The sequence below is a fragment of the Rhizobium leguminosarum bv. viciae genome (genome assembly GCF_012276115.1).
GTDB classification, from domain to species: Bacteria; Pseudomonadota; Alphaproteobacteria; order Rhizobiales; family Rhizobiaceae; genus Rhizobium; species Rhizobium leguminosarum_T.
Genome location: NZ_WIEU01000025.1, coordinates 25,911 through 51,670, shown reverse-complemented (window position 1 = coordinate 51,670; position 25,760 = coordinate 25,911). Strand labels below are relative to the sequence as shown.

Below are 25,760 nucleotides of genomic sequence, written 5' to 3'. Positions count from 1 at the left end.
CTCAATTATGAGTAAGGCGGCTGATCAATTCGACTTAAAATTCGGGGAATTGCCACTCACAACTGGAATAAACATCTCAAACGCGAGGCAGCACATGACGATCCAGTCTCTTTTTCTCGTCACCCTCGTGGTCGACGATTACGACCGCGCCAAGGCTTTTTACTGCGATAGTCTTGGTTTCGATTGCCTTCAGGACGAGCTGCAGCCGGAGGGCAAGCGCTGGGTAGTTGTGAAGCCGAGGTGTGGGGATGGAGCCGCCTTTCTGCTGGCGCAAGCGGCAGACGAGACGCAGCGCGCGGCCATCGGCAATCAGACCGGCGGGCGTGTCGGCTTCTTTCTGAAGACCGACGATTTCGCCCGCGACCATGCCGCGATGCTGGCAGTCGGCGTGCGCTTTCTGGAAGAGCCGCGTCATGAGGTTTACGGTACGGTGGCGGTGTTTGCGGATCCCTACGGCAACACTTTCGATCTGATCCAGCACACTGCCGCCTGAACCCCTTGATTGCGACCGGTTGCCCGTGCATAAGCCGCGGCGTTAACAACATGGGCGAAAAGCCCTGCTGCATTCTGCAGCAATTTAAACTGTGACAGCGTGGGCCCTCCACCAGCCTATTGAGGACGACATGAACGAATTCAAGAAACTCGTATTCTCCGGCGTACAGCCGACCGGCAATCTGCATCTCGGCAATTATCTCGGCGCGATCCGCCGGTTCGTGGCGCTGCAGGAAGGCAATGACTGCATCTATTGCGTCGTTGACATGCATGCGCTCACCGCCCAGCTCGTGCATGAGGACATGCCGAGCCAGACACGCTCGATCGCCGCTGCCTTCATCGCCGCCGGCATCGATCCGGAAAAACATATCGTCTTCAATCAGTCGGCCGTGCCGCAGCATGCCGAACTCGCCTGGATCTTCAACTGCGTCGCCCGGATCGGCTGGATGAACCGGATGACGCAGTTCAAGGACAAGGCCGGCAAGGACCGCGAACAGGCCTCGCTCGGGCTCTACGCCTATCCGAGCCTGATGGCTGCCGACATTCTCGTCTATCGCGCCACCCATGTGCCTGTTGGTGAGGACCAGAAGCAGCATCTGGAGCTTGCCCGCGACATCGCGATGAAGTTCAACCTCGACTATGCCGAGCATATCAGCAGGACCGGCTACGGCGTCGACATCACCGTCGGCAACGAGCCGGTGCATGCCTATTTCCCGATGGTCGAGCCGTTGATCGGCGGGCCGGCGCCGCGTGTCATGTCGCTGCGCGACGGCACCAAGAAAATGTCGAAGTCGGACCCTTCCGATCTCTCGCGCATCAACCTGATGGACGATGAGGACGCGATCTCGAAGAAGATCCGCAAGGCCAAGACCGATCCTGACGGCTTGCCGAGCGAGATCGACGGGCTGCAGGGCCGTCCGGAAGCCGACAATCTGGTGGCGATCTATGCCGCACTCGCCGACAAGTCGAAGGCGGACGTGCTTGCCGAGTTCGGCGGCCAGCAATTCTCCGTCTTCAAGCCGGCGCTGGTCGATCTGGCAATCAACGTGCTGGCGCCCATCACCGGCGAAATGCGCCGGCTGATGGACGATACCAGCCATATCGACGCGATCCTGCGCAAGGGCGGCGAACGCGCCAGGGCACGTGCCGAAGTGACGATGCGCCAGGTGCGCGACGTCATCGGCTTCCTCTATTGAGATAAATCTCCTCTTCTCCCTGTCGCGGTAGAAGAGGATTTCTTCTGGGGCATCAGAGCAAAAACTGGACTTGCAAATTTTCCGCTTCGGGTGTCAGAGTCGGCGCCATGGTATCGAAGCGACTCTCACGGCTCGAAGGTCACCGCCGCAAATTCATGGCGGTGATCGACGGTACACCCGAATGCCAACGCGCCGTTCATTATGCCGGCCGGCGCGCGAAGAATTCCAATGGCGGGCTGGTGCTGCTCTACGTGATCCCCGACGGGGATTTCCAGCAATGGCTCGGCGTCGAAGAGATCATGCGGGCCGAAGCGCGTGAAGAGGCCGAGGCGGTGGTTGCCAAGATCGCCCAGATCGTGCGCGAGACCATCGGCATCGAGCCTGAGGTCGTCATCCGCGAGGGCGGTGCTGCCGAACAGATCAACGCCGTGATCGAGGAAGACCGCGATGTGGCGATCCTGGTTCTGGCCGCCGGTTCGGCGAAGGAAGGTCCAGGGCCACTGGTCTCCTCGGTTGCCGGCCGCGCGGCGGCGTTTCCGATCCCGGTCACCGTGCTGCCGGATACGCTGACCAACGAGGAAATCGACGCTCTCTGCTAGAGCATGATGCCGAAAAGTGTGAGCGGTTTTCGGACGACATCATGCTCTAACTATATAATGTAGAACAAGATTCAGATTTTAGGCCGAACAAGCCTGAAATCATCCTGTTCTGGCATTTCTTGAGTACAAGTCTCTTGATTAGAGCCGTCAATCGGCTTATCTTCTTTTGAAGAATTCTAAAGACGGCCGAAACCATGGACCGGCCGCATGGAGATCCAGATGTTCATTCAGACCGAAGCCACGCCGAACCCCGCCACGCAGAAGTTCCTGCCGGGCAAGGTGGTGATGGAAAACGGCACGGCCGAGTTCCGCAGCGCAGAAGAGGCTCAAGCCTCGCCGCTCGCTGCCCGCCTGTTCGAAATATCCGGCGTCACCGGCGTCTATTTTGGCTATGATTTCATTTCCGTCTCCAAGGACAATGCCGACTGGCAGCATCTTAAGCCGGCTATATTAGGCTCGATCATGGAGCACTTCATGTCCGGCAAGCCGGTCATGGGCGATGCCTCCATCCTTTCCGAAGACGCCGACGCCGGCGACGAATTCTTCGACGAAGGCGATGAATCGATCGTGCTGACCATCAAGGAGCTTCTGGAGACCCGCGTACGCCCGGCCGTTGCCCAGGATGGCGGCGACATCACCTTCCGCGGCTTCAAGGACGGCAAGGTCTATCTGAATATGAAGGGTTCCTGCGCCGGCTGCCCGTCTTCGACGGCAACGCTGAAGCACGGCGTCCAGAACCTGCTGCGCCATTTCGTTCCGGAAGTGGAGGAAGTGATTGCCGCTTAAAAATCTTGAATTCGTCCAGCCGTTCATCTCAGGTTCGGCCGAACGGATTTATCGATAGGCGACACTGGTTTATTCGGAAATTGATGGCATGATCATTCTGGCGCTCGACACGGCAGGTGTGGACTGCGCTGCCGCTGTCTATGACAGCGGCAGGGATACGGTGCTGGGGGAGGCATCGGACATGATCGGCAAGGGGCATGCTGAACATCTGATTGGTATCGTCGATCGCGCACTCGATCAGGCGGGACTGGTCCTTTCGGGTGTCGACCGCCTCGCCGTCACCATCGGTCCCGGCTCCTTTACCGGTATCCGCGTCGGCGTTGCCGCAGCCCGCGGTTTTGCACTTTCCCTCAATGTGCCGGCCGTCGGCGTCACCACGCTCGAAGTCATGGCATCAGCCCAGCGCGACAAGACGCCTCATCGCGCCGTGCTGGCGGCGATGGATGCCAAGCGCGACGAAATCTACCTCCAGTCCTTCGCGGCCGACGGTTCGCCCCTCGACGCGCCACGGGCAGTCAGCGTTGCGGAAGCGCAGGTTTTTGCCGCCGGCTTTGACGGCGAGATCACCGGTTCAGCGACGCCCCTCCTCAAGGCCGACGCCGGCGGCGATCACACCAACAGATTCCCGATCTCCGTCGTGGCGCGTCTGGGCGCTGCCGCCCACGCCGATGCCGGAAGGCCGAAGCCCCTTTATCTGCGCGGACCCGATGCCAAGCCGCAGGCCGGGTACGCGATTGCGCGACGAGTATGACGATGCTGGAAAGCTATCTGACGCTGAAACCGGAATTCGAGATCATCGCCATGGAGCGCGAGGATTGCCGCGATGTTGCCGCCCTGCACGGCGAGCGGTTCGCCCGGCCCTGGGGCGACGGTGAATTTCACGGCCTGCTGATGCAGGATACCGTTTTCGGCTTCGTCGCGCGCCAGACCAATGCCATCCTGAAAAAGCCGCTTCCGGGGTTCATTCTCGCCCGCCATGTCGCCGGCGAGGCGGAGATCCTGACGATTGCCGTGCAGGCGAAGGTCGCCCGTGCCGGGCTTGGCTGGCGGCTGATGCAGGCGGCGATGCGGGAAGCGCGCGCGCGCGGCGGCGAGAGCATGTTTCTCGAGGTCGACAACGGCAATACGGCAGCGCTTGGCCTCTACCGCAAGCTCGGCTTCGAAAAGGTCGGCGAACGTCAGGGTTACTACAAACAAGAAAACGGCGCCCTCTCCACGGCGCTTGTCATGAAGCGCGTTCTTCGGTAGTTCCCTGGCAGCGAGATAACATGCAGGCCGGCGCAAATGCCCCAGCGGCGTTGTCGAAACACGAATATCTCTATAGGCCGGCGATGACTGATGTAGCCAAGACCCTTGAGGAGCTTTGTACCGAACGCGGCATGCGCATGACCGAGCAGCGCCGCGTGATCGCGCGCATCCTGGAAGATTCGGAAGACCATCCCGACGTCGAAGAACTCTACCGCCGCTCGGTGAAGGTCGATGCGAAGATCTCGATCTCGACGGTCTATCGCACCGTGAAACTATTCGAGGATGCCGGCATCATCGCCCGCCACGACTTCCGCGACGGGCGCTCGCGCTACGAAACGGTGCCGGAAGAACATCACGACCATCTCATCGACCTGAAGACCGGCACGGTCATCGAATTCCGCTCGCCGGAGATCGAGGCGCTGCAGGAGCGCATCGCCCGCGAGCACGGCTTCCGGCTGGTCGACCACAGGCTGGAGCTCTACGGCGTTCCGCTGAAGAAAGAAGATCTCTGAAGCGATGGCAGCCCGGGAGACCAGCATTTGATCGCCTGGCTGCGCATCGCTTTCGCCGCGGTCGTCATCCTTGCCGTCAGCATCGTGCTCATGCCGCTGCAGGTCCTGGCGCTGCGGTTCGACTGGCGGCTGCGCCGCCGGCTTCCGTGCGCCTGGCACCGGATCGTCTGCTATTGCCTCGGCATCCGCGTCCGCGTCATGGGCAAGCTGGAAGATCGCCGGCCGCTGATGCTCTGTTCCAACCATTCCTCCTGGCTGGATATCATGGTGCTGTCAGCCGTTGCCGACGTCGTCTTCATCGCCAAGATCGAGGTGCGCGACTGGCCGATCTTCGGCACGCTCGCCAAGCTGCAGAAGAGCGTCTTCGTGGTGCGCGAGGAGCGGCGCAAGACCGGCCATCAGGCAAACGAGATCGCCGGGCGCATGGCCGACGGTGAGATCGTCGTGCTCTTCCCCGAAGGCACGACCTCGGACGGCAACCGGTTGCTCGAGGTCAAGTCCTCGCTGTTCGGCGCCGCGGCGATGGCGGTGCCTTATTCGCCGACGGGAACCGTCGTGGTGCAGCCGGTGGCGGTTGCCTATACCAGGGTGCACGGCATCGCCATGGGGCGCTATCACCGGCCGCTCGCCGCCTGGCCGGGTGATATCGAGCTGCTGCCCCACCTCCTCGACATCGTGCGCTGCGGCGCCATCGACGCCGAGGTTTCCTTCGGCGAGGCGGTCGATTATCGCGCCGAGACCAGCCGCAAGGAGGTGAGCGCGACGATCGCCTTGCGCATCCGCAACCTCCTGAATAGCCGCTTGCGCGGGCGAGAAATCTCCTAGCAGGCTGCTAAAACAAGATTTCGATTTTCTCCGGCGGCAAAAACCACTAAATAGCGCGCCATGACACAGGACAGCGCCCTTCTCCAGGCCCCCGAGGCAATTCCCAGCGAGAGCCTCCGCGACGGCAGCAACAGCCGCAAGGTCTTCATCAAGACCTATGGCTGCCAGATGAACGTCTACGATTCCATGCGCATGAGCGATGCGCTCGCCCGCGACGGCTATGAGCCGACCGAGGATATGGAAGAGGCGGACCTCGTTCTCCTCAATACCTGCCATATCCGTGAGAAGGCAGCCGAGAAGGTCTATTCGGCGCTCGGGCGGCTGCGCGAGATGAAAAAGAAGAAGGCGGCGGACGGACGGGAGATGATGATCGGCGTCGCCGGCTGCGTCGCCCAGGCCGAAGGCGAAGAGATCCTGCGCCGCGCACCCGCCGTCGACGTCGTCATCGGCCCGCAGACCTATCATCGCCTGCCGGAAGCGCTACGCCTGGCCAAACAAGGCCAGCGCGTCGTCGATACGGAATATGCGATCGAGGACAAGTTCGAGCATCTGCCGATCGCCGAGAGCCGAAGGATCCGCGCTCGCGGCGTCACCGCCTTCCTGACGGTGCAGGAAGGCTGCGACAAATTCTGCACCTTCTGCGTCGTGCCCTATACGCGCGGCTCGGAAGTGTCGCGGCCGGTTTCCCAGATCGTCGAGGAAGCCGAAAAGCTCGCCGACAGCGGGGTGCGCGAGATCACCCTGCTCGGGCAGAACGTCAACGCCTGGCACGGCGCCGGACCGCGGGACGAGGCATGGAGCCTCGGCGACCTGCTCTACCGGCTGGCCGAGATCCCCGGCCTTGCGCGGCTGCGCTATACCACAAGCCATCCGCGCGACATGGACGACCGGCTGATCAATGCCCATCGCGACCTCAGCGCACTGATGCCCTATCTGCACCTGCCGGTGCAATCGGGCTCCGACCGCATCCTGAAAGCGATGAACCGGCGCCATACGGCGGCCGAATATCTGGCGCTGATCGAGCGCATCCGCACGGTGCGGCCCGACATTGCGCTGTCGGGCGATTTCATCACCGGCTTTCCGGGGGAGACAGATGAGGATTTTGAGGATACATTGAGACTTGTGGAGGAGGTCCGTTATGCACAGGCCTTCTCGTTCAAATACTCGACACGACCGGGCACGCCCGGCGCGGAGCTGAAGGATCAGGTGCCGGAAGAGATCAAGGCAGAACGGCTGGAACGCCTGCAAATGCTTCTCCTGAAGCAGCAGCAGGAATTTGCCGAATCTTGCATCGGCAAAGAGATCGACCTGTTGCTCGAAAAGCCCGGTCGCATGCCGGAACAACTAATCGGACGTTCTCCCTGGCTTCAATCCGTGAATGTTGATGCAAAAGCATCGCAAATCGGTGACATTATCAAAGTGCGAATCACAGGGACCGGAACAAACAGCCTGTTTGCCGAACGCGCAGAGGCTGCGGTCTAACCCAAGGAGCCCGACCGCTTGAACGGACAAGAATTGGTTTCTTCTTCACCGCGCCACCCCCGCACGCCGAGCGATACCAATCACTTCGTCCTGACGTTCGAGAACAACCGGTTCGCCAGCGAGCTCTTCGGTCAATTCGACCAAAACCTCAAGCTGCTCGAGCAACGGCTGAACATCGATGCGCGGGCACGCGGCAATTCGGTCGTCATCACCGGCGATGTCGTGGCCACCAATCAGGCGCGGCGGACACTCGACTATCTCTATGAAAAGCTTCAGAAAGGCGGCAGCGTGGAACGATCCGACGTCGAGGGTGCAATCCGCATGGCGGTCGCCGCCGACGATCAGCTCAGCCTGCCGACGATGGAGCGCAAGGCCAAGCTGACGATGGCGCAGGTTTCCACCCGCAAGAAAACGATCATCGCCCGCACGCCGATGCAGGACGCCTATATCAGGGCACTGGAACGCGCCGAGCTTGTCTTCGGCGTCGGCCCGGCCGGCACCGGCAAGACCTATCTCGCCGTCGCCCATGCCGCCCAGCTGCTGGAGCGCGGCGCTGTCGAAAAGATCATCCTGTCGCGCCCGGCCGTCGAGGCCGGCGAGCGCCTCGGCTTCCTGCCCGGGGATATGAAGGAAAAGGTCGATCCCTATCTTCGCCCGCTCTATGATGCGCTCTACGACATGATCCCTGCCGACAAGGTCGACCGGGCGATCACCGCCGGCGTTATCGAAATCGCGCCGCTCGCCTTCATGCGCGGCCGCACGCTCGCCAACGCCGCCATCATCCTCGACGAAGCGCAGAACACCACGTCGATGCAGATGAAGATGTTCCTGACGCGTCTCGGCGAAAATGCGCGCATGATCGTCACCGGCGACCCGAGCCAGATCGATCTGCCGCGCGGCGTTAAATCCGGCCTCGTCGAGGCCCTGCAGCTTCTGAACGGCGTCGAGGGCATCTCGATCGTGCGCTTCACGGATACCGACGTTGTCCGCCACCCGCTGGTCGGGCGCATCGTCAGGGCCTATGATTCCACCTATGCCGTCGCCGAAGACGTCAGCCGGCAGGACTAATGGCCGAACTCGACATCCAGATCAGCGTCGAGGACATCGGCTGGCCCGGCGAGGAGACGCTGCTGTCGTTTTGCGAACGCGTGCTCGGTGCCGCCGCGGTCTATCTACGCGACAGCGAGAAGCAGCCATTCCCGACGATGCCGCCCGAGGTTTCGCTTGTTTTCACCGACGATGCCTCGATCCAGGACATCAACGCCGAATGGCGCGGCAAGGACAAGGCGACAAACGTGCTCTCCTTTCCGGCCTTTCCGATTCAGCCCGGCAAGATGCCCGGCCCGATGCTCGGCGACATCATCATCGCCCGGGAGACGCTGGAGCGGGAAGCGGCCGAGCTCGAAAAGAGTTTCGACGACCACCTAACCCATCTTCTGGTGCACGGTTTCTTGCATCTTCTCGGCTACGACCATATGAATAGTGCCGAAGCCGAAATTATGGAGGGGCTGGAGACTCGCATTTTGGCGCAGCTCGGCCTATCTGATCCCTACGAGGGTCAAGACCTTAAAATGGAACCATGAGCGACTTTACGACGAAGCCGGCGGCAGACGCCAAGGACTCCGAGCCTTCCTCCTCTTCGGACGAGGCAGGCAGTAGTAGTCGGCCATCCGGCCGATCGCAATCCTTCTGGTCGCGCGCCGCGCGCATCCTTCGCCCGCAGCAGGGCTCGCGACTGCGCGAGGATCTCGCCGACGCACTGATGACCGATGCGGCCGGCGACGACGCCTTTTCGCCCGACGAACGGGCGATGCTCAACAACATCCTGCGCTTTCGCGAGGTCCGCGTCGCCGACGTGATGGTACCGCGCGCCGATATCGAGGCGGTCGACCAGAACATCACCATCGGCGAACTGATGATCCTCTTCGAGGAATCCGGCCGCTCGCGCATGCCTGTCTATGCCGATACGCTCGACGATCCGCGCGGCATGGTGCATATCCGCGACCTGCTCTCCTATGTCGCCAAGCAGGCGCGCAACAAGCGCCGAGGCCCGACGAAACCGGCCGCTGTCGTGCCGGCGATCGAGGTTGCGCCCGAAAACATCCAGAAGACCACGCGTTCGGCCAAGCAGAATTTCGATCTCGCCCGCGTCGACCTGCAAAAGACGCTGGCCGAGGCCGGTATCATCCGCAAGATCCTGTTCGTGCCGCCGTCAATGCTGGCGTCAGACCTGTTGCGGCGGATGCAGGTGAACCGCACGCAGATGGCGCTCGTCATCGACGAATATGGCGGCACCGACGGACTTGCCTCGCATGAAGACATCGTCGAAATGGTGGTCGGCGACATCGACGACGAACATGACGACGAAGAAGTGATGTTCAAGCGCGTCGCCGAGGACATGTTCATCGCCGACGCCCGCGTCGAGCTGGAAGAGATCGCCCAAGCGATCGGGCCGGATTTCGACATCAGCGAGCAGGTCGACGAGGTCGATACGCTGGGCGGCCTGATCTTCTCCGCACTCGGCCGCATCCCGGTGCGCGGCGAGGTCGTCCAGGCGCTGCCAGGCTTCGAATTCCACATCCTCGACGCCGATCCGCGCCGCATCAAGCGGCTGCGCATCACCCGCAAGCGCCACGCGGTTCGCCGCCGCCCCAAGACGGACGGCGACATCCCTCCCGGCGCCGAGGCCGGCGACGACCGGCCGGCGAAATCGACCGCCAACTGACAGAACCCAACTGACGGGACAAAGAGCCGCTTTTTTGAAAGACTGCGGATGGGTTGATTCGCGGTTTGATGGGAGTGCGCATGGAGCGGCTTGCGGACAGGGTTATCCTCGTCTGGGGTTTCAAACGGTCGCTGCTGGCCATCGCCGCCGGGGCATTCGCGGTTCTGGCGCTGCCGCCCATCGGCTTTTTCGCAGCGATGTTCGTTTCCTTCACGCTGCTCGTCTGGCTGATCGACGGGGCGGCGGCTTCGCCTGAAAGCGGTCTGATCGGCAGGCTGTGGCCGGCGTTTGCCACCGGCTGGCTGTTCGGCTTCGGCTATTTCGTCGCCGGCCTCTGGTGGCTCGGCCATGCGCTGCTGATCGATCAGGAAGAATTCGCCTGGGCGCTGCCGCTGGCAATCCTCGGGCTGCCGGCCTGTCTTGCGATCTTCTACGGCCTGGCGGCCGCCCTTGCCCGCATCGTCTGGTCTGATGGCATGGGGCGGATCGCCGCGCTTGCGGCTGGCTTCGGGCTGATGGAATGGCTTCGAAGCTTCGTCCTCACCGGCTTTCCCTGGAACGCCATCGGCTACGGCATCATGCCGGTTCCGCTGATGATGCAGTCGGCGCATGTGATCGGGGCGATGGGCGTAACGGCCCTTGCCGTCTTCGTCTTTTCTGCGCCTGCCCTTGCCGGGACGCGGCAGGGCGCGCGACCGGGTATCGCGCTCGCCGTCCTCTTCTTTGCCGCCCATCTCGGTTATGGGGCCCATGCTCTCCATCTCGCGTCGCGGCCGGACACATTGCCTGAGGACACGCGGCCGGTGGTACGGCTGGTGCAGCCGGCGATCGATCAGACAGCGAAAATGGATAACGACGTCGACCGCGCCGCGATCTTCGAGACGCATCTGAAGCTGTCGGCCGAAGCGCCTGACAATGGCGGGCGCAAGCCCGATATCATCGTCTGGCCGGAAACGTCGATCCCCTTCATCCTGACCGACAACCAGGATGCGCTGACGCGGATTGCCGACACGCTCGACGACAGTCAGATCCTCATCGCCGGCGCCGTTCGCGCCGAGGAGATGGGACCAGGCACGCCGCCGCGCTACTATAATTCCATCTACGTGATCGATGGCCGCGGCCAGATTATCGCCGCCTCCGACAAGGTGCATCTGGTGCCCTTCGGCGAATATCTGCCCTTCGAGGACGTGCTCACCGAATTCGGCATCCAGAACGTCGTCGAGATACCGGGCGGCTTCTCGGCCGCCGCAAGCCGGCACCTGCTGGCGCTGCCCGGCGGGCTCAATCTCTATCCGCTGATCTGCTACGAGATCATTTTTCCCGGCGAAATGACCGGTGACATAAAAGATGCCAACGCGATCCTCAATATCACCAATGATGCCTGGTTTGGCGTGACGCCCGGCCCCTACCAGCATTTCCAGCAGGCGCGGGTACGGGCTGTTGAAACCGGTCTGCCGCTGATTCGCGACGCCAATAGCGGCATTTCAGCGCTGGTGAATGCACATGGGGAAATTATTGCGGGCCTCGATCTCGGAGAAACCGGCTTCGTCGATGCAACGCTCGATAGCATCAGCGATGGAGTCGGAACGACATTCCCCCGGCAAACTTACTTCTGGTTGACCGAGGCGCTGCTGATTTTGATTGCGCTAATTTCTCGCAGAGGTTTTATTTCCGGGTTGAATTGACCAAAAACCCCTAAAATTGCATAGTGATGTCAATCGGCGTTCTTAACGTATGTTTGAAGGTGGGTTCCTCACCGCTTGCAACGTGGCGTTTTGGGATGGATCAGGGGCATGCCGGTTAGAAACAGGTTGAAATTCTTAGCTAGGGCACGACCATGATTGAAAACAAGAAGAAGCCGAATCCGATCGACATCCATGTTGGCAGCCGTATTCGCCTCCGCCGTACGATGCTGGGCATGAGCCAGGAAAAGCTTGGCGAAAGCCTTGGCATCACCTTCCAGCAGATCCAGAAATACGAAAAGGGCACCAACCGCGTCGGCGCAAGCCGCCTGCAGAACATCTCGAACATCCTCAATGTTCCGGTGTCGTTTTTCTTCGAGGACGCGCCCGGCGAACATTCCAGTGGCGGCGGCGGCATGGAAGCCTCCAGCTCGAACTACGTCGTCGATTTCCTGTCGTCATCGGAAGGACTGCAGCTCAATCGCGCCTTCGTCAAGATTTCCGATCCCAAGGTTCGCCGCAAGGTCGTGGAGCTGGTGAAAGCCCTGGCCGCTGAAGCCGACGCCGACTGAACCAAGACCAGCGCAGAATTTGAAAGGCGGTCGAAAGGCCGCCTTTTTTGCGTTTTTGGGGCAAAATTTGTCACTTTGCCGCAGATATAAAGATATATTTATGTCCTTCTGCGCTTGTCATCGGCCCTCGAACTGAGTACCTACTAGCTGGCTTTTATTCTTTGAGGGGAATCCCGAAATGCGCGCGAATTATCTCTTTACCAGCGAATCTGTTGCCGAGGGTCATCCGGACAAGGTCTGTGACCGCATCTCCGACGAGATCGTCGATCTGGTCTACCGCGAAGCGGCCAAGACCGGCGTCAATCCGTGGGGCGTGCGCATTGCCTGCGAAACGCTGGCGACGACCAACCGCGTCGTCATCGCCGGCGAGGTCCGCCTGCCGCCGAGCCTGATGAAGAAGGACAAGGACGGCAAGGACGTTATCAATCCGTCGAAGTTCAAGGCTGCCGCCCGCCGCGCCATCAAGGATATCGGCTACGAGCAGGACGGCTTCCACTGGAAGAAGGCAAAGATCGACGTGCTCTTGCATTCGCAGTCGGCCGACATCGCGCAGGGCGTCGACAGCGCCGCCGACCAGCAGGGCGACGAGGGCGCCGGCGACCAGGGCATCATGTTCGGTTACGCCTGCCGCGAAACGCCGGACCTGATGCCGGCCCCGATCTATTATTCCCACAAGATCCTGCAGCTGCTCGCAGTCGCCCGCAAGAAGGGCGACGGCGAAGTCGCCAAGCTCGGCCCCGACGCCAAGAGCCAGGTGACCGTGCGTTACGTGGACGGCAAGCCGTCGGAAGCAACCTCGATCGTGCTTTCGACCCAGCATCTCGACGAGAGCTGGGATTCGAAGAAGGTCCGCGCCGTCGTCGAGCCCTATATCCGTGAAGCGCTCGGCGAGCTGAAGATCGCCGACGATTGCAAGTGGTACATCAACCCGACCGGCAAGTTCGTCATCGGCGGACCGGACGGCGATGCGGGCCTCACCGGCCGCAAGATCATCGTCGACACCTACGGCGGTGCCGCGCCGCATGGCGGCGGTGCATTCTCCGGCAAGGACACGACGAAGGTCGACCGTTCGGCCGCCTATGCCGCCCGCTATCTTGCCAAGAACGTCGTCGCCGCCGGCCTTGCCGACCGTTGCACGATCCAGCTCTCTTACGCCATCGGTGTTGCTCAGCCGCTGTCGATCTATGTCGACCTGCACGGCACCGGCAAGGGCGTTTTCGAGGATCAGGTCGAAGCCGCGATCCGCCAGAACATGGACCTGTCGCCGTCGGGCATCCGCCGTCATCTCGACCTCAACAAGCCGATCTACGCCAAGACCTCGGCTTACGGCCACTTCGGCCGCAAGGCCGGCCGCGACGGCTCGTTCTCCTGGGAGCGCACCGACCTCGTGAAGGCGCTCAAGGAATCCGTTAAGACCAAAGCCGCTGCATGACGGATATGGAACGCCGGGGGCGGGCGACCGAAGCCTTCTTCGGTCGCCGCAAGGGCAAGGCCCTGCGCGAACAGCAGGCCGAGACGCTGAACAGTCTGCTGCCGGCATTCCTGATCGATCTCTCGGCGGCTCCCCCGGAGCCGCTGACTTCCCTCTTCCCGGTTCCGGTCGAAAGATTACGGCTGGAAATCGGTTTCGGCGGCGGCGAGCACCTGATCCACCGCGCGCTGGAGACGCCTTCGACCGGATTCATCGGTGTCGAACCCTTCGTCAATTCCATGCAGAAGCTGCTGTCGCGCATCGGCGAGACGCGTGCCTCCAATATTCGCGTCTATAATGACGACGCGACGCAACTGCTCGACTGGCTGCCGGACGGCGCACTCGATCAGATCGACCTGCTCTATCCCGATCCCTGGCCGAAACGGAAGCACTGGAAGCGGCGTTTCGTCTCGAAAACCAATCTCGACCGCTTTCATCGCGTGCTGAAACCCGGCGGCCTGTTCTGCTTCGCCTCCGACATCGATACCTATGTGAACTGGACGCTGATTAAGTGCCGCGACCATGGCGGTTTCGACTGGATAGCTGACAATGCAGCGGATTGGCTGACTCCCTATGAGGGCTGGCCGAGCACACGTTACGAGGCCAAGGCGCGGCGCGAGAGCCGGTCTTCGGCCTATCTGACATTCAGGAAGATCTGAGGCTGCCGGCAAATCGGCAAACGCGCCCATGATGTTCCTCGCGTGAGCAATCGCCTGGGACGCTGGTCTGATGGTTTCCGACAGCGACAAAAAACCGAACTAAAGGAGCTGCGCCCTGCGTTGCGACGTGTGGAGTTCCGCCGTCGGACCGGTTGCCATTAGCGCTCACGCGGCTATTTTCTGTGCTGGCCACCCTCCTCTCAATGAAAGAGAGACAATGACCGGGAGCAAGTCATGTGCCGAAATATAAAACCCCTGTTCAATTTCGATCCGCCAGCGACGGACGACGAGATCTACGATGCCGCGCTCCAGTTCGTGCGCAAGGTGAGCGGAACGACCAAACCCTCGAAGCGCAATGAGGTCGCATTCGAGCACGCGGTCAATTCCATCGCGGCATGTGCCCGCGAGCTGCTCGATTCGCTGGAAACGTCTCAACCTCCTCGCGATCGCGAAGAGGTAGCGGCAAAGGCGCGCGCGAGAACGGCGGTCCGGTTCGCTTAAGGAAGCCCTGTCACGCACAGGAGATCTCAATCAAGGCTCAAATGGCCTTGACGGTCAGTGCAGGCTGACCGTCTTCAATTCGTCCTCGGCAGCCTTGAAGAAGGTGCTGGAGCGGTTGTCCGTCAAAAGGATCGGCGTGCCGTCGGCGCCGAAGAGTGCCCAGAGATCGACGTTCGGATCGATATCCGGCGCCTCGGGAAAGCACTTGGCGACCTCATCGGTGCGCATTTTTCTGATATAGGCGACCTCGCCGTTGCCGATGTGGGCAAGCTCGGATTTGGTCAAGTGAGACGTGGCTTCTTTCATCAACATTCCTGTTCCTCCGGGAGAAGGGACCAACGGTTCGACAAACCGTTGTGCTACTGTGAGACCGAAATGTTAATTTTCTTGACCATGCGCGCGGGTTCCGGACGAATTAGATCGACGGAGAGCAGACCGTTCTTCAGGGCCGCACCCAGCACCTGCATGCCGTCGGCAAGAACGAAAGTACGCTGGAACTGACGGGCGGCGATGCCGCGATAAAGATAGTCCCGTTCACCCTGTTCGACCTGGCGGCCGCGGATCAGAAGCTGGTTCTCCTCAATGGAGACGTCGAGTTCCTCCTCGCTGAAGCCGGCCACGGCAAGGGTGATGCGCAGACGTTCCGGCGCGCCGCTGTCGGCGCCGATGCGTTCGATATTATAAGGCGGATATCCGTCACTCGCCTTGGAAATGCGCTCCAGCGTCTTTTCCATGGCATCGAAGCCCAGAAGCAGCGGGCTGGCGAAAGGGGTAATGCGGCTCATTTCGTTTCAAGTCCTTGATGCAAGCGACCATCCCGGACCTCAAGTGCAGCATCCGGATGCCGCTAATATGGGGACAGAATCCCGGCGCCGCAAGGCATGGGCCGCGACGTGCCGGCGTCACCTCTCGATTTTAAGGTGATGGCGTCAGGCTCCTTCCTTGACAAAGCGCCTGCTGCCTCGCATCAAAACATGCCCGCGCGGATTGTGCTGATTTGTGACGGGACGTGAAGAAATCGGTGCATACTCCGATAACACGCAGTGCGAGGATGGAACGATCGGAATGGCAAGCGCAAGAAAGATCATCATCGACACGGATCCCGGCCAGGACGACGCGGCGGCGATCATGCTTGCCTTCGGCAGTCCCGATGAGCTGGAGGTGCTGGGGATCACGACGGTCGCCGGCAATGTGCCACTTTCGCTCACCAGCCGCAATGCACGCATCGTCTGCGAGCTCTGCGCCCGGACGGAGACCAAGGTTTTCGCCGGCGCCGTCGCGCCGATCGCCCGCAAGCTGGTGACCGCCGAACATGTGCATGGCAAGACCGGCCTCGACGGTCCGGATCTCGACGAGCCGACGATGGCGCTGCAGTCCGGCCATGCCGTCGACTTCATCATCGAGACGCTGCGCCGCGAGCCGGAAGGCACGGTGACGCTGTGTACGCTCGGGCCGCTCACCAATATCGGCATGGCCTTTCAGAAGGCGCCCGACATCGTCCCCCGCATCCGCGAACTGGTGATGATGGGCGGCGGCTTCTTCGAGGGCGGCAACATCACGCCGGCGGCCGAATTCAACATCTATGTCGACCCAGAGGCGGCCGATATCGTCTTCCGCTCACGCGTTCCGATCGTGATGATGCCGCTTGACGTGACGCATCAATTGCTGACCCGCAAGGACCGGGTGAAGCGCATGGCCGAGATCGGCACGGCGCCGGCAAAGGCCATGGTCGAGATGCTGGAATTCTTCGAACGCTTCGACATCGAGAAATACGGTTCCGACGGCGGGCCGCTGCACGACCCGACCGTCGTCGCCTACCTGCTGAAGCCGCAGCTTTTCAAGGGCCGGGACTGCAATGTCGAGATCGAGGTCCAATCCGAACTCACGGTCGGCATGACCGTCGTCGACTGGTGGCATGTGACCGAGCGCAAGCGCAACGCCAGGGTCATGCGCCATGTCGATGCGGACGGCTTCTTCGATCTGCTGATCGAACGCTTCGCCCGCATCTAAAGCTTCGGTTTCCCTTCCTCGCGAGGAGGAAGGAAACGATCTCAGGCGTCTTTTTCGTCGAAGGCAGAGTTGGTTTCGGCTTCGGCCGGCTTCGGGCCGCCCTTGGCGACACCGACCATGGCCGGGCGCAGCACGCGCTCGCCGATGGTGAAGCCTGCCTGCACGACCTGGACCACCGTGTTGTTCGGCACGTCCGGTTTCGGCACCTCGAACATCGCCTGATGGAAATTCGGATCGAACTTCTGGCCAACCGGCTCCAGCTTGCGAACGCCGTGGCGTTCGAGAGCCGACAGCATGGCGCGCTCGGTCATCTCGACACCCTCGATCAGCGTGCTCAGGCCGGTATCGGCAGCAGCCTTGGTTTCCGGAGAGATGGCGTCAAGCGCGCGGCGCAGATTGTCCGAGACGGCGAGCATGTCGCGCGCGAAACCCGCGACGGAATAGGACTTGGCATCCTTCACCTCGCGCTCGGTGCGCCGGCGCAGATTGTCCATCTCGGCAGCAAGGCGCAAATAGCGGTCGCGCAGCTCGCCGTTTTCGGCTTTCAGAAGCTCGATCGGGTCCGGCTGGGCGGGCTCTTGCTGCGCAGTTTCGTTCTCGACGTAGGCGGCAGCGTCGGCTGCGGCATCGGCCGCAGTTGCGTCAGGTCCGTTTTTCGTCGTGTCATCGGTCATGACGGTCTCCGGTTGGTGTCTTCAGATGCGCCCGATATCGAGGTTTGACCGAAAAAAATCAAGTCTGCGTGACAAAGAAGCGAAAATTCCGCGTGACTGATTGCTGCGCGTCAAAGCTGATTGCGCGAAAGGCGGGAGACGAGCTGGGCTGTATAGTCCACCATCGGCACGATGCGGGAATAATTGAGCCGCGTCGGGCCGATAACGCCGACGGCACCGACGATACGATCGTCATCGTCACGATACGGCGCGACGATGAGCGACGAGCCGGACAGCGAGAAGAGCTTGTTTTCCGAACCGATGAAGATGCGCACGCCCGAACCGCTTTCGGCGAGATTGAGGATCTCGATCAGGCTGTCCTTCTTCTCGAGATCGTCGAACAGCAGGCGCAGCCGGTCGAGATCCTCGGCGCCGGCCAGGCCTTCGAGCAGGTTGGCACGGCCGCGGATGATCAGCTGCGTCGGCTTCCCCTCGTCCGGGCTGCCGGCCCAGACAGCGATGCCGCGCTCGACCAGATCGCGCGACAGGGCATCGAGCTCGTGGCGGACGTCGTCCTTCAGCCGGCTTAATTGTTTGCGGAGCTCCGGCAGGGTCTGGCCGGACATATGGGCATTGAGAAAATTCGCCGCTTCCGTCAGCTGCGAGGAGGTGACGCCCGCCGGCAGCTCGATGATGCGGTTTTCCACCTGATCATGATCACCGACGAGCACGGCCAGCGCCTTTGTCGGTTCGAGCCGGATGAACTCGACATGTTTCAGCACCGGATCGCTTTTCGAGGTGATGACGAGGCCGGCGCCGCGCGAAATTCCGGATAACATGCGGCTTGCCTCGTTCATCATCGATTCGACGGGATTGCCGCCGCTTTCGGCACGCACCTGGCGGTCGATGCTGGCGCGCTCCTCGGCGGAGAGGTCGCCGACCTGCATGAAGGCATCGACGAAGAAGCGCAGGCCGATCTGGGTCGGCAGCCGGCCGGCACTGACATGCGGCGAATAGATCAGGCCGAGCTCTTCGAGATCGCTCATGACGTTGCGCACCGAGGCCGGCGACAGCGACATCGGCAGAATACGGGACAGGTTGCGCGAACCGAGCGGCTCGCCGCTCTCCAGATAACCTTCGACGATGCGACGAAAAATTTCCCTGGAGCGCTCGTCCAGCGCAGCTACGGCATCCGAAACCGACGTCGACCTGATGCCCATGAAGCTTTCGAACCCGTGCTGATGATACTTCCCGAAAATATAGTCAAACTAACACCCGTGGCAAAAGGGAATTTGCAAATGAGCGCCGCCAATCGTAGAAGCGGTCAAATAAACCCCAGGAGATAAGAATGCGGCCTTCAGGCAGAAAAATCGACCAGATGCGCAAGGTCTCGTTCGAGCGCAATTTTTCCAAGCATGCGGAAGGCTCCTGCCTGGTGAAGTTCGGCGATACGCATGTGCTCTGCACGGCGAGCCTCGAAGAAAAGACGCCGCCATGGCTGCGCAATACCGGCAAGGGCTGGGTCACGGCCGAATACGGCATGCTGCCGCGGGCGACCGGCGAACGCATGAAGCGCGAGGCCGCCGCCGGCAAGCAGGGCGGCCGCACCCAGGAAATCCAGCGGCTGATCGGCCGGTCGCTGCGCGCCGTCGTCGACCTGCAGGCGCTCGGCGAACGGCAGATCACGCTCGATTGCGATGTCATCCAGGCCGATGGCGGCACGCGGACAGCGTCGATCACCGGCGGCTGGATCGCGCTTTACGACTGCCTGAAATGGATGGAAAGCCGCAACATGATCAAGGTCGACCGGGTCCTGAAGGATCATGTCGCCGCCATCTCCTGCGGCATCTTCGCCAGCCAGCCGGTGATCGATCTCGACTACATCGAGGATTCCTCGGCCGAGACCGATGCGAACTTCGTCATGACCGGCACCGGCGGGATTGTCGAGATCCAGGGCACGGCCGAAGGCACGCCGTTCAGCGAAGGCGAATTCACCTCGCTGATGCAGCTTGCCAGAAACGGCATCGGTGAACTCGTGGCGCTGCAGAAGCAAGCCGTCGAAGGATGAACCCCATGCTGGAAGGCATGTTGGAAACGGCGCTCTATGCGCGGGATCTCGATAAGGCCGAGACGTTTTACGAAGACGTTCTCGGGCTTGAAAAGATCGCCCGCGCCGCCAACCGGCACGTCTTCTTCCGCTGCGGGCCTGGCGTTCTCCTGATCTTCAATCCCGAAGAAACGGTGAAGCCGCCGGCGCCTGAAGCACTGCAGGTACCGCCGCACGGCACGAGCGGCCAGGGCCATGCCTGTTTCCGGGTGTCCGGCCGCAATATCGATGCCATGGCCGAACGGCTGACGGCGGCGGGCGTGGCGATCGAATCCGAAGTGCGCTGGCCGAACGGCGGCCGCTCGATCTATTTCCGCGATCCTGCCGGCAACAGCCTGGAATGCGCGGAGGCTAAAATCTGGGGCATCGAATAGGACATCTGAATGCGCAAGCTTGAAACGAAGACCATCGTCGTCGCCAGCCACAATGCCGGCAAGATTCGCGAGATCCAGGAATTGATCGGGCCGCTCGGCTTCACCGCCAAATCGGCCGCCGAGCTGAATTTCGTCGAACCGGATGAGACGGGCACGAGCTTCGAGGAGAATGCGACGATCAAGGCAATCGCCTCGGCCAATGCCGCCGGCATGCCGGCGCTGTCGGACGATTCCGGGCTGGTGGTCGACGCACTCGGCGGCGATCCCGGTGTCTACACCGCCAATTGGGCGGAGACATCAGACGGCACGCGCGATTTCGACATGGCGATGGCGAAGGTGGAAAAGGCGCTGCAGGATGCCGGCGCGACAAAGCCGGAACAGCGCAGGGCGCGTTTCATCAGCGTGCTCTGCCTTGCCTGGCCGGACGGGCATACGGAGCTGTTTCGCGGCGAGGTGGAAGGCAGCGTCGTCTGGCCGCCGCGCGGCACGCAGGGCTTCGGCTACGATCCGGTCTTCCAGCCCGAGGGCTACGACATCACCTTCGGCGAAATGAGCGGCGAGGAAAAACACGGCTGGAACATCGGTAAGCCGCAAGCGCTGTCGCACCGGGCCCGCGCCTTCAAACTCTTTGTCGAAACCTGCCTGGAGGCATAAGGTCAGTCCGTGGACAATTTCGACCCGCCAAGCACCTCGCGCGATGCGGCCCTGCTGCCCGATACCGGCGAGCCGGGCTTCGGCGTCTATGTGCATTGGCCCTTCTGCGCGGCGAAGTGTCCCTATTGCGACTTCAACAGCCATGTGCGCCACCAGCCGGTGGATCAGGAGCGTTATACGGCCGCCTTCCTGACGGAGATGGCGGCGGTCCGGGCGATCAGCGGGCCGAAGACGGTGACGAGTATCTTCCTGGGGGGTGGCACGCCCTCGCTGATGAAGCCGGAAACGGTCTCCGCCATTCTCGACGGCATAACGCGGCACTGGCATGTGCCTGATGGCATCGAGATCACCATGGAGGCCAACCCTTCGAGCGTCGAGGCCGAACGCTTCCGCGGCTACCGGGCAGCCGGCGTCAATCGCGTCTCGCTCGGCGTGCAGGCGCTGAACGACCGGGATCTGAAATTCCTCGGCCGCCTGCACGATGTCGCCGACGCGCTGAAGGCGATAAGGCTGGCGCGCGACATCTTCCCGCGCATGTCCTTCGACCTGATCTATGCCCGGCCGGAGCAGACGGTCGAGGAATGGGAAAAGGAACTGAAGGAGGCGATCTCCTATGCGGTCGACCATCTTTCGCTCTATCAGCTGACCATCGAGGAAGGCACGCCCTTTTACGGCCTGCACAAGGCCGGCAAGCTGATCGTGCCGGATGGCGAGCAATCGGCATTGCTCTACGAGGCGACGCAGGAGATCACGGCGCGTGAAGGCATGCCGGCCTATGAGGTTTCCAATCATGCCCGGCCGGGCGCTGAAAGCCGGCATAACCTGACCTACTGGCGCTACGGCGATTATGCCGGCATCGGCCCGGGCGCCCACGGCCGGCTGACGCGTGGCCCGGAGAAGCTCGCGACGGCGACCGAGCGCAAGCCGGAAACCTGGCTCGACATGGTCGAACGTGATGGGCACGGCATTCTCGACGAGGAGCGGCTCGGCTTCGAGGAACAGTCCGACGAGCTGCTGCTGATGGGGCTGCGGCTGAGAGAAGGCGTCGATCTGGCCCGCTGGCAGCAGCTTTCGGGCCGTGACCTCGACCCGAAACGCGAGGAATTCCTGCTCGAACACAAATTCATCGAGCGGATCGGCAATTCACGCCTGCGCTGCACGCCATCAGGCATGCTGATCCTCGATTCCGTCGTCGCCGATCTCGCCTGCTGACACCCACACGATGCGTGGATTTGCAGCGCGAGGCCATTTCTCAGCCGTGGCTGGCCGCACCCGTCTTGAAGAGGCTGCCGGTCGGCGTCTTCAGGAACATCTCCAGCGGAATATGCTCCTGGTGCAGGAAGCCGGTCGCCGGCAGCAGACCGTCACGGACCATCTCGATGACGGCGACGACGGAGGCTGACGTCGTCCAGGCGATCGCCGTGCGGCGCGCCCCGGCAATCTCGATCGGGTAATAGGCGCGCACGAATTCCTTACGGCGCAGACTGCCATTCTCGGTGCCTTCGGCGGCAACATGGACATAGACGACATCGTCTTCAACCGGCGGCTTGGCATTGGTCAGGATCTCGCCGGCGAGCTTGCGCTTGTCGCGCATCAACAGCTCGTGGAAGAAGAAGTTCATCAGCTCCATATGGCCGGGATAACGCATGGTCTTGTAGTCGAGATTGTCGATCTTGCCGAGCATCGTGTCGCACATGGTGCCAAGGCCGCCCGAGGTCGTGAAGGCTTCAAGTTTGACGCCGCCGACATAGACGGTCTCGTGCCATTCCATCGGCGAGACGAGCTTGCGCACACCGCCCTCGATGACCTCGCAGTCGTTCAGATATTCGTTGACGACGCCCTCAGGCGACCAGTTGAAGGCGTAGCCGAGCAGCCCGGTCGGATGCTGCGGCAGGGCGCCGACGCGCATCCGGATCGACCGGCAGCGGTCGAAGCCATCGGCAAGGCTTGCGCCGACGATGCCGACGAAACCGGGCGCCAGGCCACATTGCGGCGCCATCAGGCCGCGTGATGTCTTCGACAGCTCGATGATGAAATTGGTTGTGGGAACGTCTTCGGTCAGATCGAAATAATGAATGCCGGCAAGATGGGCGGCGCGCGCCAATTCGATGTTCAAATGATAGGGCAGGCAGGAGAGCACCGCCTCGACATTCGAGAGCAGTTCGCCGATCACTTGCGGGTCGGAGATATCGCCGGTGCGGCACCTGAAGGGAACGTCGCTCAGCGGCAATTGCGCGTCGACCCCGATGACCTCGAAGCCGCCTTCATGCAACAGCGTCGCCGCCAGCCGTCCGACCTTGCCCAGGCCGAGAACGGCGATCTTTTCGAAACTCATTCATTCCTCCCACGCGCCGTTTTGGCGCTTCAGTCTTTGACATGCACTGGATGCGCCGGAGGTATAGAATAAAAAACTTATAAAGGAAAACGGCCGGAATCGCTTCCGGCCGTGGATTTTTCGGAAAAACTAGTCGATTATTCGTTGATCAGGCGCTTCAGAAGCTCGACTTCGTGCGAAAGCTTGGTGTCTCCCGAAATCAGCTCCTCGATCTTGCGCACGGCATGCAGCACGGTCGTGTGATCGCGCCCGCCGAACCGGCGGCCGATCTCCGGGAAGGAGCGCGGCGTCAGCGTCTTCGACAGATACATGGCGATCTGGCGCGGCTTGACGATGACGCGGGTGCGGCGGTTCGACACCAGTTCCTGGCGCGAGACATTGTAATGCCTTGCGACGATGCGCTGGATATCCTCGATGCGCACACGACGGGGCTCGCCGGAGCCGACCAGATGGGCGAGCAGTTCGTCGACACGCTCGATCGACAGGTTCGGCTCGAAGGAGCGGCGGAAGACCAGCTGGTTGAAGGCGCCTTCGAGTTCGCGGCCGCTGGCCGTGACGTTGCGGGCGACGTGCTGGAGCAGTTCGGCCGGAATGTCGAGCGACGGATCTTCGAGCCGGGCGACAGCCAGGCGACGCTTGAGGATTTCGAGACGCATCTCGTAATCCGGCGCGTCGAATTCGATCGCGACACCGCCCTGCAGGCGCGAGCGAACGCGGGGGTCGAGCGACTCCAGCTCCCAGGGCGCTCGGTCGGCGGCAACGACGACCTGCTTGGCACTGTCGAGCAGCATGTTCAGGAGATGGCAGAATTCATGCTGGATCATCTTGCCCTGCAGGAACTGCATGTCGTCGATGATCAGGAGATCGATGTTGCGCAGCGAATCCTTCAGCGTCAGCGCATCATTGTCGCGGATGGCAGTGGCGAAGCGCCACATGAAATATTCGGCCGTCAGATAGACGACGCGCAGAGCCCGCGGGTTCTGCACCGCGGCATTGGCGACCGCCTGCAGCAGGTGGGTCTTGCCGAGGCCGACGGTCGAATGGATGAAGAGCGGGTTGAAGCGCACGGCGCCCTGACCAGCTTCCGCGATGGTCTTTGCAGCCGCAAGTGCGACCCGGTTCGAGCTGCCTTCGACGAAGGTGTCGAAGGTGAAGCGGCTATCAAGTGGCGAACCGAAGAGCGGCGAGCCAAAGCTTGCTGGCCTTGCGGCGGCAACAGCCGAAACCGCCTGCTGGACGGCCTGACCGGCCGGCTGCGCGCTTGTCGGGCGGCGCATCTGCGTGGGGGCGGCTGGTTCCGGCGCGACCGCCTCATCGAGCGCCTTCGTGCCGTGACGCGTTGCCGTGCGCACCAGGACTTCGATTTTCAAAATTTCCGGATCCTCGGCCTGGAACAGACCGGTGATGAGATCGAGATAACGATTGTTGATCCACGACTTCAGGAAGGTCGTGGGAACCGAAAGGCGAACCACGCTCTTCGATACCGAATGCAGCTTCAATCTGGCAAACCAGCTAGCATAGACGTCAGGACCGACCTGGGCCTTCAAGCGCGCGCTGACGCGCTCGAACAAAATGCTCTGCTTCATTTCCGCCTTTGCTTCGCCCACTTCGAGGCGAATGGATCCGAACGTCTGCGGTGCCGCATCCCCATTGTCGAGCCCGCCCGTCGTCATCGTATTCATCTGCATAATGCCGCCTTTCAATTCCACCGGGCGGCATCCGCTAAAACAGCCGCCCGATCAATCCCCGCTTTGGCGGGCTGACGGATCCTCATGAGCCGCTCGCCTGCCGGTTCACTCAAAACACTAGTCCCTCAACGGGACCGACGCAGAACTCCGTTGCAGGGGCCACGTTCATGCGGCAACCTTCATCGGCCTTCCGTGTCAGGCTGGCGATCGAACCTCGTTTTCGGCCGACCAGCCCGAACCCAATATTACTTTAACCTTCTCCGGCGGCCTCGCCTTAAACGTGTGGCCACTGAAGGCACAAAACATCCCCGCTCCGTAACAGCCACGTTACGGCTCAAATCCGTCAAGTGCTTGAAAAAACGGAAGCGCAAGGCTCCGTAACAAAAGGCACAAACCCATCGCCCTGCCGACGTGGCAGTTAAAACCGAGCCTCTGCAGGTGATGTCCGCGCCCTCTGTTGGAAGCCATTTAGGCAGGATCAAACGGCAATATCAACGATGAATTTTACGCAAAATTAACAAGCGGCCATTGACTCCGCCTGCCCTTTTCGGGCGTCACACCACCGTCAAAAAAGAATCGCAGTTGAATCAAAGAGATTCCCCGTTCGGGCTATTTTGACACGCATTGAAAGAAAAAAAAATAAAATCCTCTTGACTCGCCTGTGGTCCCGGAAGCTTGGGGCAGAGTCGCGCGGTGCAAAAGCATCCTTGCGCAAGCCATTGTTTTTGAACACTTTTTCCTGTCATGGCGCTGACACGAAACAGTCGTGAGATTAACCATGCAGGGGCTGATCGGTTGAATCGAAAAAGCCCGGTAAAATTACCGGGCTAATCATAAAGAAGAAGTCCTTAACGGAAGATTACGCGGTCGTGGTGACCGAAAGAGCCTTCACACGAGCAGCCAGGCGCGAGACCTTGCGCGATGCCGTGTTGGAATGCAGCACACCCTTGCTGGCGGCGCGGGCAAGCTCGGGCTGAGCAGCCAGGAAAGCTTCCTTCGCCTTGGCGGCGTCACCGGATGCGATGGCCTCTTCGACCTGGCGAACGAAAGTACGAACGCGCGAGCGACGAGCCTTATTGACGTCGGTACGGCGGGCGATCTTGCGGGTCGCTTTTTTCGCCGAAGTTGTATTGGCCATGGATGCCTCTCTCAAGAATTCGAACAAACTCCGCCATTACCGCGGGCCCTG

General features: G+C 61.5%; 29 protein-coding genes. 22 read left to right on the top strand and 7 right to left on the bottom strand.

Going from position 1 to position 25,760, the window contains the following annotated elements; genetic code table 11:
- The first annotated feature begins 94 nt into the window (after nucleotides 1-94).
- The 17 genes from GFM02_RS29830 to GFM02_RS29750 all read left to right on the top strand — a co-directional run bounded on the left by GFM02_RS29830 (nucleotide 95) and on the right by GFM02_RS29750 (nucleotide 14,750).
- Complete coding sequence (locus GFM02_RS29830) at nucleotides 95-493, top strand: VOC family protein (protein ID WP_168323674.1); 399 nt, start codon at nucleotides 95-97, stop codon at nucleotides 491-493.
- A gap of 130 nt (nucleotides 494-623) precedes the next feature.
- Nucleotides 624-1,688, top strand: coding sequence for a tryptophan--tRNA ligase (trpS, locus tag GFM02_RS29825; protein ID WP_011650195.1), 1,065 nt, complete (start codon nucleotides 624-626; stop codon nucleotides 1,686-1,688).
- A 107-nt stretch (nucleotides 1,689-1,795) separates the two neighbouring features.
- The gene (locus tag GFM02_RS29820; protein ID WP_003544884.1) at nucleotides 1,796-2,287 is read left to right on the top strand and encodes a universal stress protein; all 492 of its coding nucleotides are present in this window, start codon (nucleotides 1,796-1,798) and stop codon (nucleotides 2,285-2,287) included.
- Nucleotides 2,288-2,506: 219 nt separating this feature from the next.
- Entirely contained in the window at nucleotides 2,507-3,073 is a 567-nt protein-coding gene (locus GFM02_RS29815) for a NifU family protein (RefSeq protein ID WP_020665219.1), read from the top strand.
- Nucleotides 3,074-3,161: 88 nt separating this feature from the next.
- Nucleotides 3,162-3,824, top strand: a complete 663-nt coding sequence (gene tsaB / locus GFM02_RS29810; RefSeq protein ID WP_168323648.1) for a tRNA (adenosine(37)-N6)-threonylcarbamoyltransferase complex dimerization subunit type 1 TsaB — start codon at nucleotides 3,162-3,164, stop codon at nucleotides 3,822-3,824.
- Entirely contained in the window at nucleotides 3,821-4,321 is a 501-nt protein-coding gene (locus GFM02_RS29805; protein WP_205930524.1) for a GNAT family N-acetyltransferase, read from the top strand. Before tsaB ends, GFM02_RS29805 begins: the two co-directional genes overlap by 4 nt.
- A gap of 83 nt (nucleotides 4,322-4,404) precedes the next feature.
- A complete protein-coding gene (locus GFM02_RS29800) occupies nucleotides 4,405-4,833 on the top strand; it encodes a Fur family transcriptional regulator (RefSeq protein WP_003544875.1) in 429 nt (142 codons plus the stop codon).
- Between the two features lie 27 nt (nucleotides 4,834-4,860).
- Nucleotides 4,861-5,658, top strand: a complete 798-nt coding sequence (locus tag GFM02_RS29795; protein WP_168323647.1) for a lysophospholipid acyltransferase family protein — start codon at nucleotides 4,861-4,863, stop codon at nucleotides 5,656-5,658.
- A gap of 60 nt (nucleotides 5,659-5,718) precedes the next feature.
- Entirely contained in the window at nucleotides 5,719-7,140 is a 1,422-nt protein-coding gene (gene miaB, locus GFM02_RS29790; RefSeq protein WP_131662965.1) for a tRNA (N6-isopentenyl adenosine(37)-C2)-methylthiotransferase MiaB, read from the top strand.
- Between the two features lie 18 nt (nucleotides 7,141-7,158).
- A complete protein-coding gene (locus GFM02_RS29785; RefSeq protein WP_168323646.1) occupies nucleotides 7,159-8,208 on the top strand; it encodes a PhoH family protein in 1,050 nt (349 codons plus the stop codon).
- Nucleotides 8,208-8,723 (top strand): rRNA maturation RNase YbeY, encoded by a 516-nt coding sequence (ybeY, locus tag GFM02_RS29780; RefSeq protein WP_168267737.1) that lies wholly within the window; start codon nucleotides 8,208-8,210, stop codon nucleotides 8,721-8,723. Before GFM02_RS29785 ends, ybeY begins: the two co-directional genes overlap by 1 nt.
- Nucleotides 8,720-9,865, top strand: coding sequence for a hemolysin family protein (locus GFM02_RS29775; RefSeq protein ID WP_168323645.1), 1,146 nt, complete (start codon nucleotides 8,720-8,722; stop codon nucleotides 9,863-9,865). The genes ybeY and GFM02_RS29775 overlap by 4 nt, the downstream gene beginning before the upstream one ends.
- An 80-nt stretch (nucleotides 9,866-9,945) precedes the next feature.
- The gene (lnt, locus tag GFM02_RS29770) at nucleotides 9,946-11,550 is read left to right on the top strand and encodes an apolipoprotein N-acyltransferase (RefSeq protein WP_168323644.1); all 1,605 of its coding nucleotides are present in this window, start codon (nucleotides 9,946-9,948) and stop codon (nucleotides 11,548-11,550) included.
- A 152-nt stretch (nucleotides 11,551-11,702) separates the two neighbouring features.
- Complete coding sequence (locus GFM02_RS29765) at nucleotides 11,703-12,119, top strand: helix-turn-helix domain-containing protein (protein WP_020048186.1); 417 nt, start codon at nucleotides 11,703-11,705, stop codon at nucleotides 12,117-12,119.
- A gap of 178 nt (nucleotides 12,120-12,297) precedes the next feature.
- Nucleotides 12,298-13,551 carry a methionine adenosyltransferase gene (gene metK, locus GFM02_RS29760; RefSeq protein ID WP_020048185.1) on the top strand — a complete coding sequence of 418 codons (1,254 nt, stop codon included), beginning with the start codon at nucleotides 12,298-12,300 and terminating at the stop codon, nucleotides 13,549-13,551.
- On the top strand, nucleotides 13,548-14,249 hold the full coding sequence (locus GFM02_RS29755; RefSeq protein ID WP_168323643.1) for a tRNA (guanine(46)-N(7))-methyltransferase TrmB: 702 nt from the start codon (nucleotides 13,548-13,550) through the stop codon (nucleotides 14,247-14,249). The genes metK and GFM02_RS29755 overlap by 4 nt, the downstream gene beginning before the upstream one ends.
- A 234-nt stretch (nucleotides 14,250-14,483) precedes the next feature.
- A complete protein-coding gene (locus GFM02_RS29750) occupies nucleotides 14,484-14,750 on the top strand; it encodes a DUF2277 domain-containing protein (RefSeq protein WP_168323642.1) in 267 nt (88 codons plus the stop codon).
- Between the two features lie 54 nt (nucleotides 14,751-14,804).
- Here the strand turns inward: GFM02_RS29750 and GFM02_RS29745 are convergent, their stop codons facing one another.
- Nucleotides 14,805-15,062 carry a DUF1150 family protein gene (locus tag GFM02_RS29745; protein ID WP_003544838.1) on the bottom strand — a complete coding sequence of 86 codons (258 nt, stop codon included), beginning with the start codon at nucleotides 15,060-15,062 and terminating at the stop codon, nucleotides 14,805-14,807.
- 47 nt (nucleotides 15,063-15,109) lie between these two features.
- Nucleotides 15,110-15,535, bottom strand: coding sequence for an Hsp20 family protein (locus GFM02_RS29740; protein WP_012755762.1), 426 nt, complete (start codon nucleotides 15,533-15,535; stop codon nucleotides 15,110-15,112).
- A gap of 280 nt (nucleotides 15,536-15,815) precedes the next feature.
- Between GFM02_RS29740 and GFM02_RS29735 the strand changes: the two genes are divergently transcribed.
- Nucleotides 15,816-16,760 (top strand): nucleoside hydrolase, encoded by a 945-nt coding sequence (locus tag GFM02_RS29735; RefSeq protein WP_168323641.1) that lies wholly within the window; start codon nucleotides 15,816-15,818, stop codon nucleotides 16,758-16,760.
- A gap of 41 nt (nucleotides 16,761-16,801) precedes the next feature.
- Here the strand turns inward: GFM02_RS29735 and grpE are convergent, their stop codons facing one another.
- The gene (grpE, locus tag GFM02_RS29730; RefSeq protein ID WP_168323640.1) at nucleotides 16,802-17,434 is read right to left on the bottom strand and encodes a nucleotide exchange factor GrpE; all 633 of its coding nucleotides are present in this window, start codon (nucleotides 17,432-17,434) and stop codon (nucleotides 16,802-16,804) included.
- Nucleotides 17,435-17,544: 110 nt separating this feature from the next.
- On the bottom strand, nucleotides 17,545-18,633 hold the full coding sequence (gene hrcA, locus GFM02_RS29725; RefSeq protein WP_012755759.1) for a heat-inducible transcriptional repressor HrcA: 1,089 nt from the start codon (nucleotides 18,631-18,633) through the stop codon (nucleotides 17,545-17,547).
- A 128-nt stretch (nucleotides 18,634-18,761) separates the two neighbouring features.
- On the opposite strand from hrcA, the gene rph reads away from it, so the two are divergent.
- The 4 genes from rph to hemW are packed head-to-tail and all read left to right on the top strand — an operon-like array spanning nucleotide 18,762 to nucleotide 21,760.
- Entirely contained in the window at nucleotides 18,762-19,481 is a 720-nt protein-coding gene (gene rph, locus GFM02_RS29720; protein WP_017958689.1) for a ribonuclease PH, read from the top strand.
- A complete protein-coding gene (locus tag GFM02_RS29715) occupies nucleotides 19,478-19,894 on the top strand; it encodes a VOC family protein (protein WP_168304479.1) in 417 nt (138 codons plus the stop codon). The genes rph and GFM02_RS29715 overlap by 4 nt, the downstream gene beginning before the upstream one ends.
- Before the next feature lie 9 nt (nucleotides 19,895-19,903).
- Nucleotides 19,904-20,548: an RdgB/HAM1 family non-canonical purine NTP pyrophosphatase gene (gene rdgB, locus GFM02_RS29710; protein ID WP_168323639.1), complete on the top strand. Its 645-nt coding sequence runs from the start codon at nucleotides 19,904-19,906 to the stop codon at nucleotides 20,546-20,548.
- A 9-nt stretch (nucleotides 20,549-20,557) separates the two neighbouring features.
- Nucleotides 20,558-21,760: a radical SAM family heme chaperone HemW gene (hemW, locus tag GFM02_RS29705; protein ID WP_168323638.1), complete on the top strand. Its 1,203-nt coding sequence runs from the start codon at nucleotides 20,558-20,560 to the stop codon at nucleotides 21,758-21,760.
- A 40-nt stretch (nucleotides 21,761-21,800) separates the two neighbouring features.
- On the opposite strand, the gene GFM02_RS29700 is transcribed toward hemW, so the two are convergent.
- The 3 genes from GFM02_RS29700 to rpsT all read right to left on the bottom strand — a co-directional run bounded on the left by GFM02_RS29700 (nucleotide 21,801) and on the right by rpsT (nucleotide 25,709).
- Nucleotides 21,801-22,883 carry a saccharopine dehydrogenase family protein gene (locus GFM02_RS29700; RefSeq protein ID WP_168323637.1) on the bottom strand — a complete coding sequence of 361 codons (1,083 nt, stop codon included), beginning with the start codon at nucleotides 22,881-22,883 and terminating at the stop codon, nucleotides 21,801-21,803.
- 137 nt (nucleotides 22,884-23,020) lie between these two features.
- The gene (gene dnaA, locus GFM02_RS29695) at nucleotides 23,021-24,571 is read right to left on the bottom strand and encodes a chromosomal replication initiator protein DnaA (RefSeq protein WP_017958684.1); all 1,551 of its coding nucleotides are present in this window, start codon (nucleotides 24,569-24,571) and stop codon (nucleotides 23,021-23,023) included.
- 859 nt (nucleotides 24,572-25,430) lie between these two features.
- Complete coding sequence (rpsT, locus tag GFM02_RS29690; protein WP_003544819.1) at nucleotides 25,431-25,709, bottom strand: 30S ribosomal protein S20; 279 nt, start codon at nucleotides 25,707-25,709, stop codon at nucleotides 25,431-25,433.
- Between the last annotated feature and the right edge of the window lie 51 nt (nucleotides 25,710-25,760).

Bases quoted from the DNA above. Each gene is read 5' to 3' on its own strand.
- GFM02_RS29830 (WP_168323674.1), top strand. From the start codon at position 95: ATGACGATCCAGTCTCTTTTTCTCGTCACCCTCGTGGTCGACGATTAC.
- ybeY (WP_168267737.1), top strand. From the start codon at position 8,208: ATGGCCGAACTCGACATCCAGATCAGCGTCGAGGACATCGGCTGGCCC.
- GFM02_RS29740 (WP_012755762.1), bottom strand. From the start codon at position 15,535: ATGAGCCGCATTACCCCTTTCGCCAGCCCGCTGCTTCTGGGCTTCGAT.
- GFM02_RS29765 (WP_020048186.1), top strand. From the start codon at position 11,703: ATGATTGAAAACAAGAAGAAGCCGAATCCGATCGACATCCATGTTGGC.
- GFM02_RS29820 (WP_003544884.1), top strand. From the start codon at position 1,796: ATGGTATCGAAGCGACTCTCACGGCTCGAAGGTCACCGCCGCAAATTC.
- GFM02_RS29700 (WP_168323637.1), bottom strand. From the start codon at position 22,883: ATGAGTTTCGAAAAGATCGCCGTTCTCGGCCTGGGCAAGGTCGGACGG.
- GFM02_RS29735 (WP_168323641.1), top strand. From the start codon at position 15,816: ATGGCAAGCGCAAGAAAGATCATCATCGACACGGATCCCGGCCAGGAC.
- GFM02_RS29800 (WP_003544875.1), top strand. From the start codon at position 4,405: ATGACTGATGTAGCCAAGACCCTTGAGGAGCTTTGTACCGAACGCGGC.
- GFM02_RS29805 (WP_205930524.1), top strand. From the start codon at position 3,821: ATGACGATGCTGGAAAGCTATCTGACGCTGAAACCGGAATTCGAGATC.
- metK (WP_020048185.1), top strand. From the start codon at position 12,298: ATGCGCGCGAATTATCTCTTTACCAGCGAATCTGTTGCCGAGGGTCAT.
- tsaB (WP_168323648.1), top strand. From the start codon at position 3,162: ATGATCATTCTGGCGCTCGACACGGCAGGTGTGGACTGCGCTGCCGCT.
- rph (WP_017958689.1), top strand. From the start codon at position 18,762: ATGCGGCCTTCAGGCAGAAAAATCGACCAGATGCGCAAGGTCTCGTTC.
- GFM02_RS29755 (WP_168323643.1), top strand. From the start codon at position 13,548: ATGACGGATATGGAACGCCGGGGGCGGGCGACCGAAGCCTTCTTCGGT.
- miaB (WP_131662965.1), top strand. From the start codon at position 5,719: ATGACACAGGACAGCGCCCTTCTCCAGGCCCCCGAGGCAATTCCCAGC.
- GFM02_RS29715 (WP_168304479.1), top strand. From the start codon at position 19,478: ATGAACCCCATGCTGGAAGGCATGTTGGAAACGGCGCTCTATGCGCGG.
- rpsT (WP_003544819.1), bottom strand. From the start codon at position 25,709: ATGGCCAATACAACTTCGGCGAAAAAAGCGACCCGCAAGATCGCCCGC.
- hrcA (WP_012755759.1), bottom strand. From the start codon at position 18,633: ATGGGCATCAGGTCGACGTCGGTTTCGGATGCCGTAGCTGCGCTGGAC.
- lnt (WP_168323644.1), top strand. From the start codon at position 9,946: ATGGAGCGGCTTGCGGACAGGGTTATCCTCGTCTGGGGTTTCAAACGG.
- dnaA (WP_017958684.1), bottom strand. From the start codon at position 24,571: ATGCAGATGAATACGATGACGACGGGCGGGCTCGACAATGGGGATGCG.
- GFM02_RS29775 (WP_168323645.1), top strand. From the start codon at position 8,720: ATGAGCGACTTTACGACGAAGCCGGCGGCAGACGCCAAGGACTCCGAG.
- GFM02_RS29745 (WP_003544838.1), bottom strand. From the start codon at position 15,062: ATGTTGATGAAAGAAGCCACGTCTCACTTGACCAAATCCGAGCTTGCC.
- rdgB (WP_168323639.1), top strand. From the start codon at position 19,904: ATGCGCAAGCTTGAAACGAAGACCATCGTCGTCGCCAGCCACAATGCC.
- GFM02_RS29815 (WP_020665219.1), top strand. From the start codon at position 2,507: ATGTTCATTCAGACCGAAGCCACGCCGAACCCCGCCACGCAGAAGTTC.
- trpS (WP_011650195.1), top strand. From the start codon at position 624: ATGAACGAATTCAAGAAACTCGTATTCTCCGGCGTACAGCCGACCGGC.
- grpE (WP_168323640.1), bottom strand. From the start codon at position 17,434: ATGACCGATGACACGACGAAAAACGGACCTGACGCAACTGCGGCCGAT.
- GFM02_RS29750 (WP_168323642.1), top strand. From the start codon at position 14,484: ATGTGCCGAAATATAAAACCCCTGTTCAATTTCGATCCGCCAGCGACG.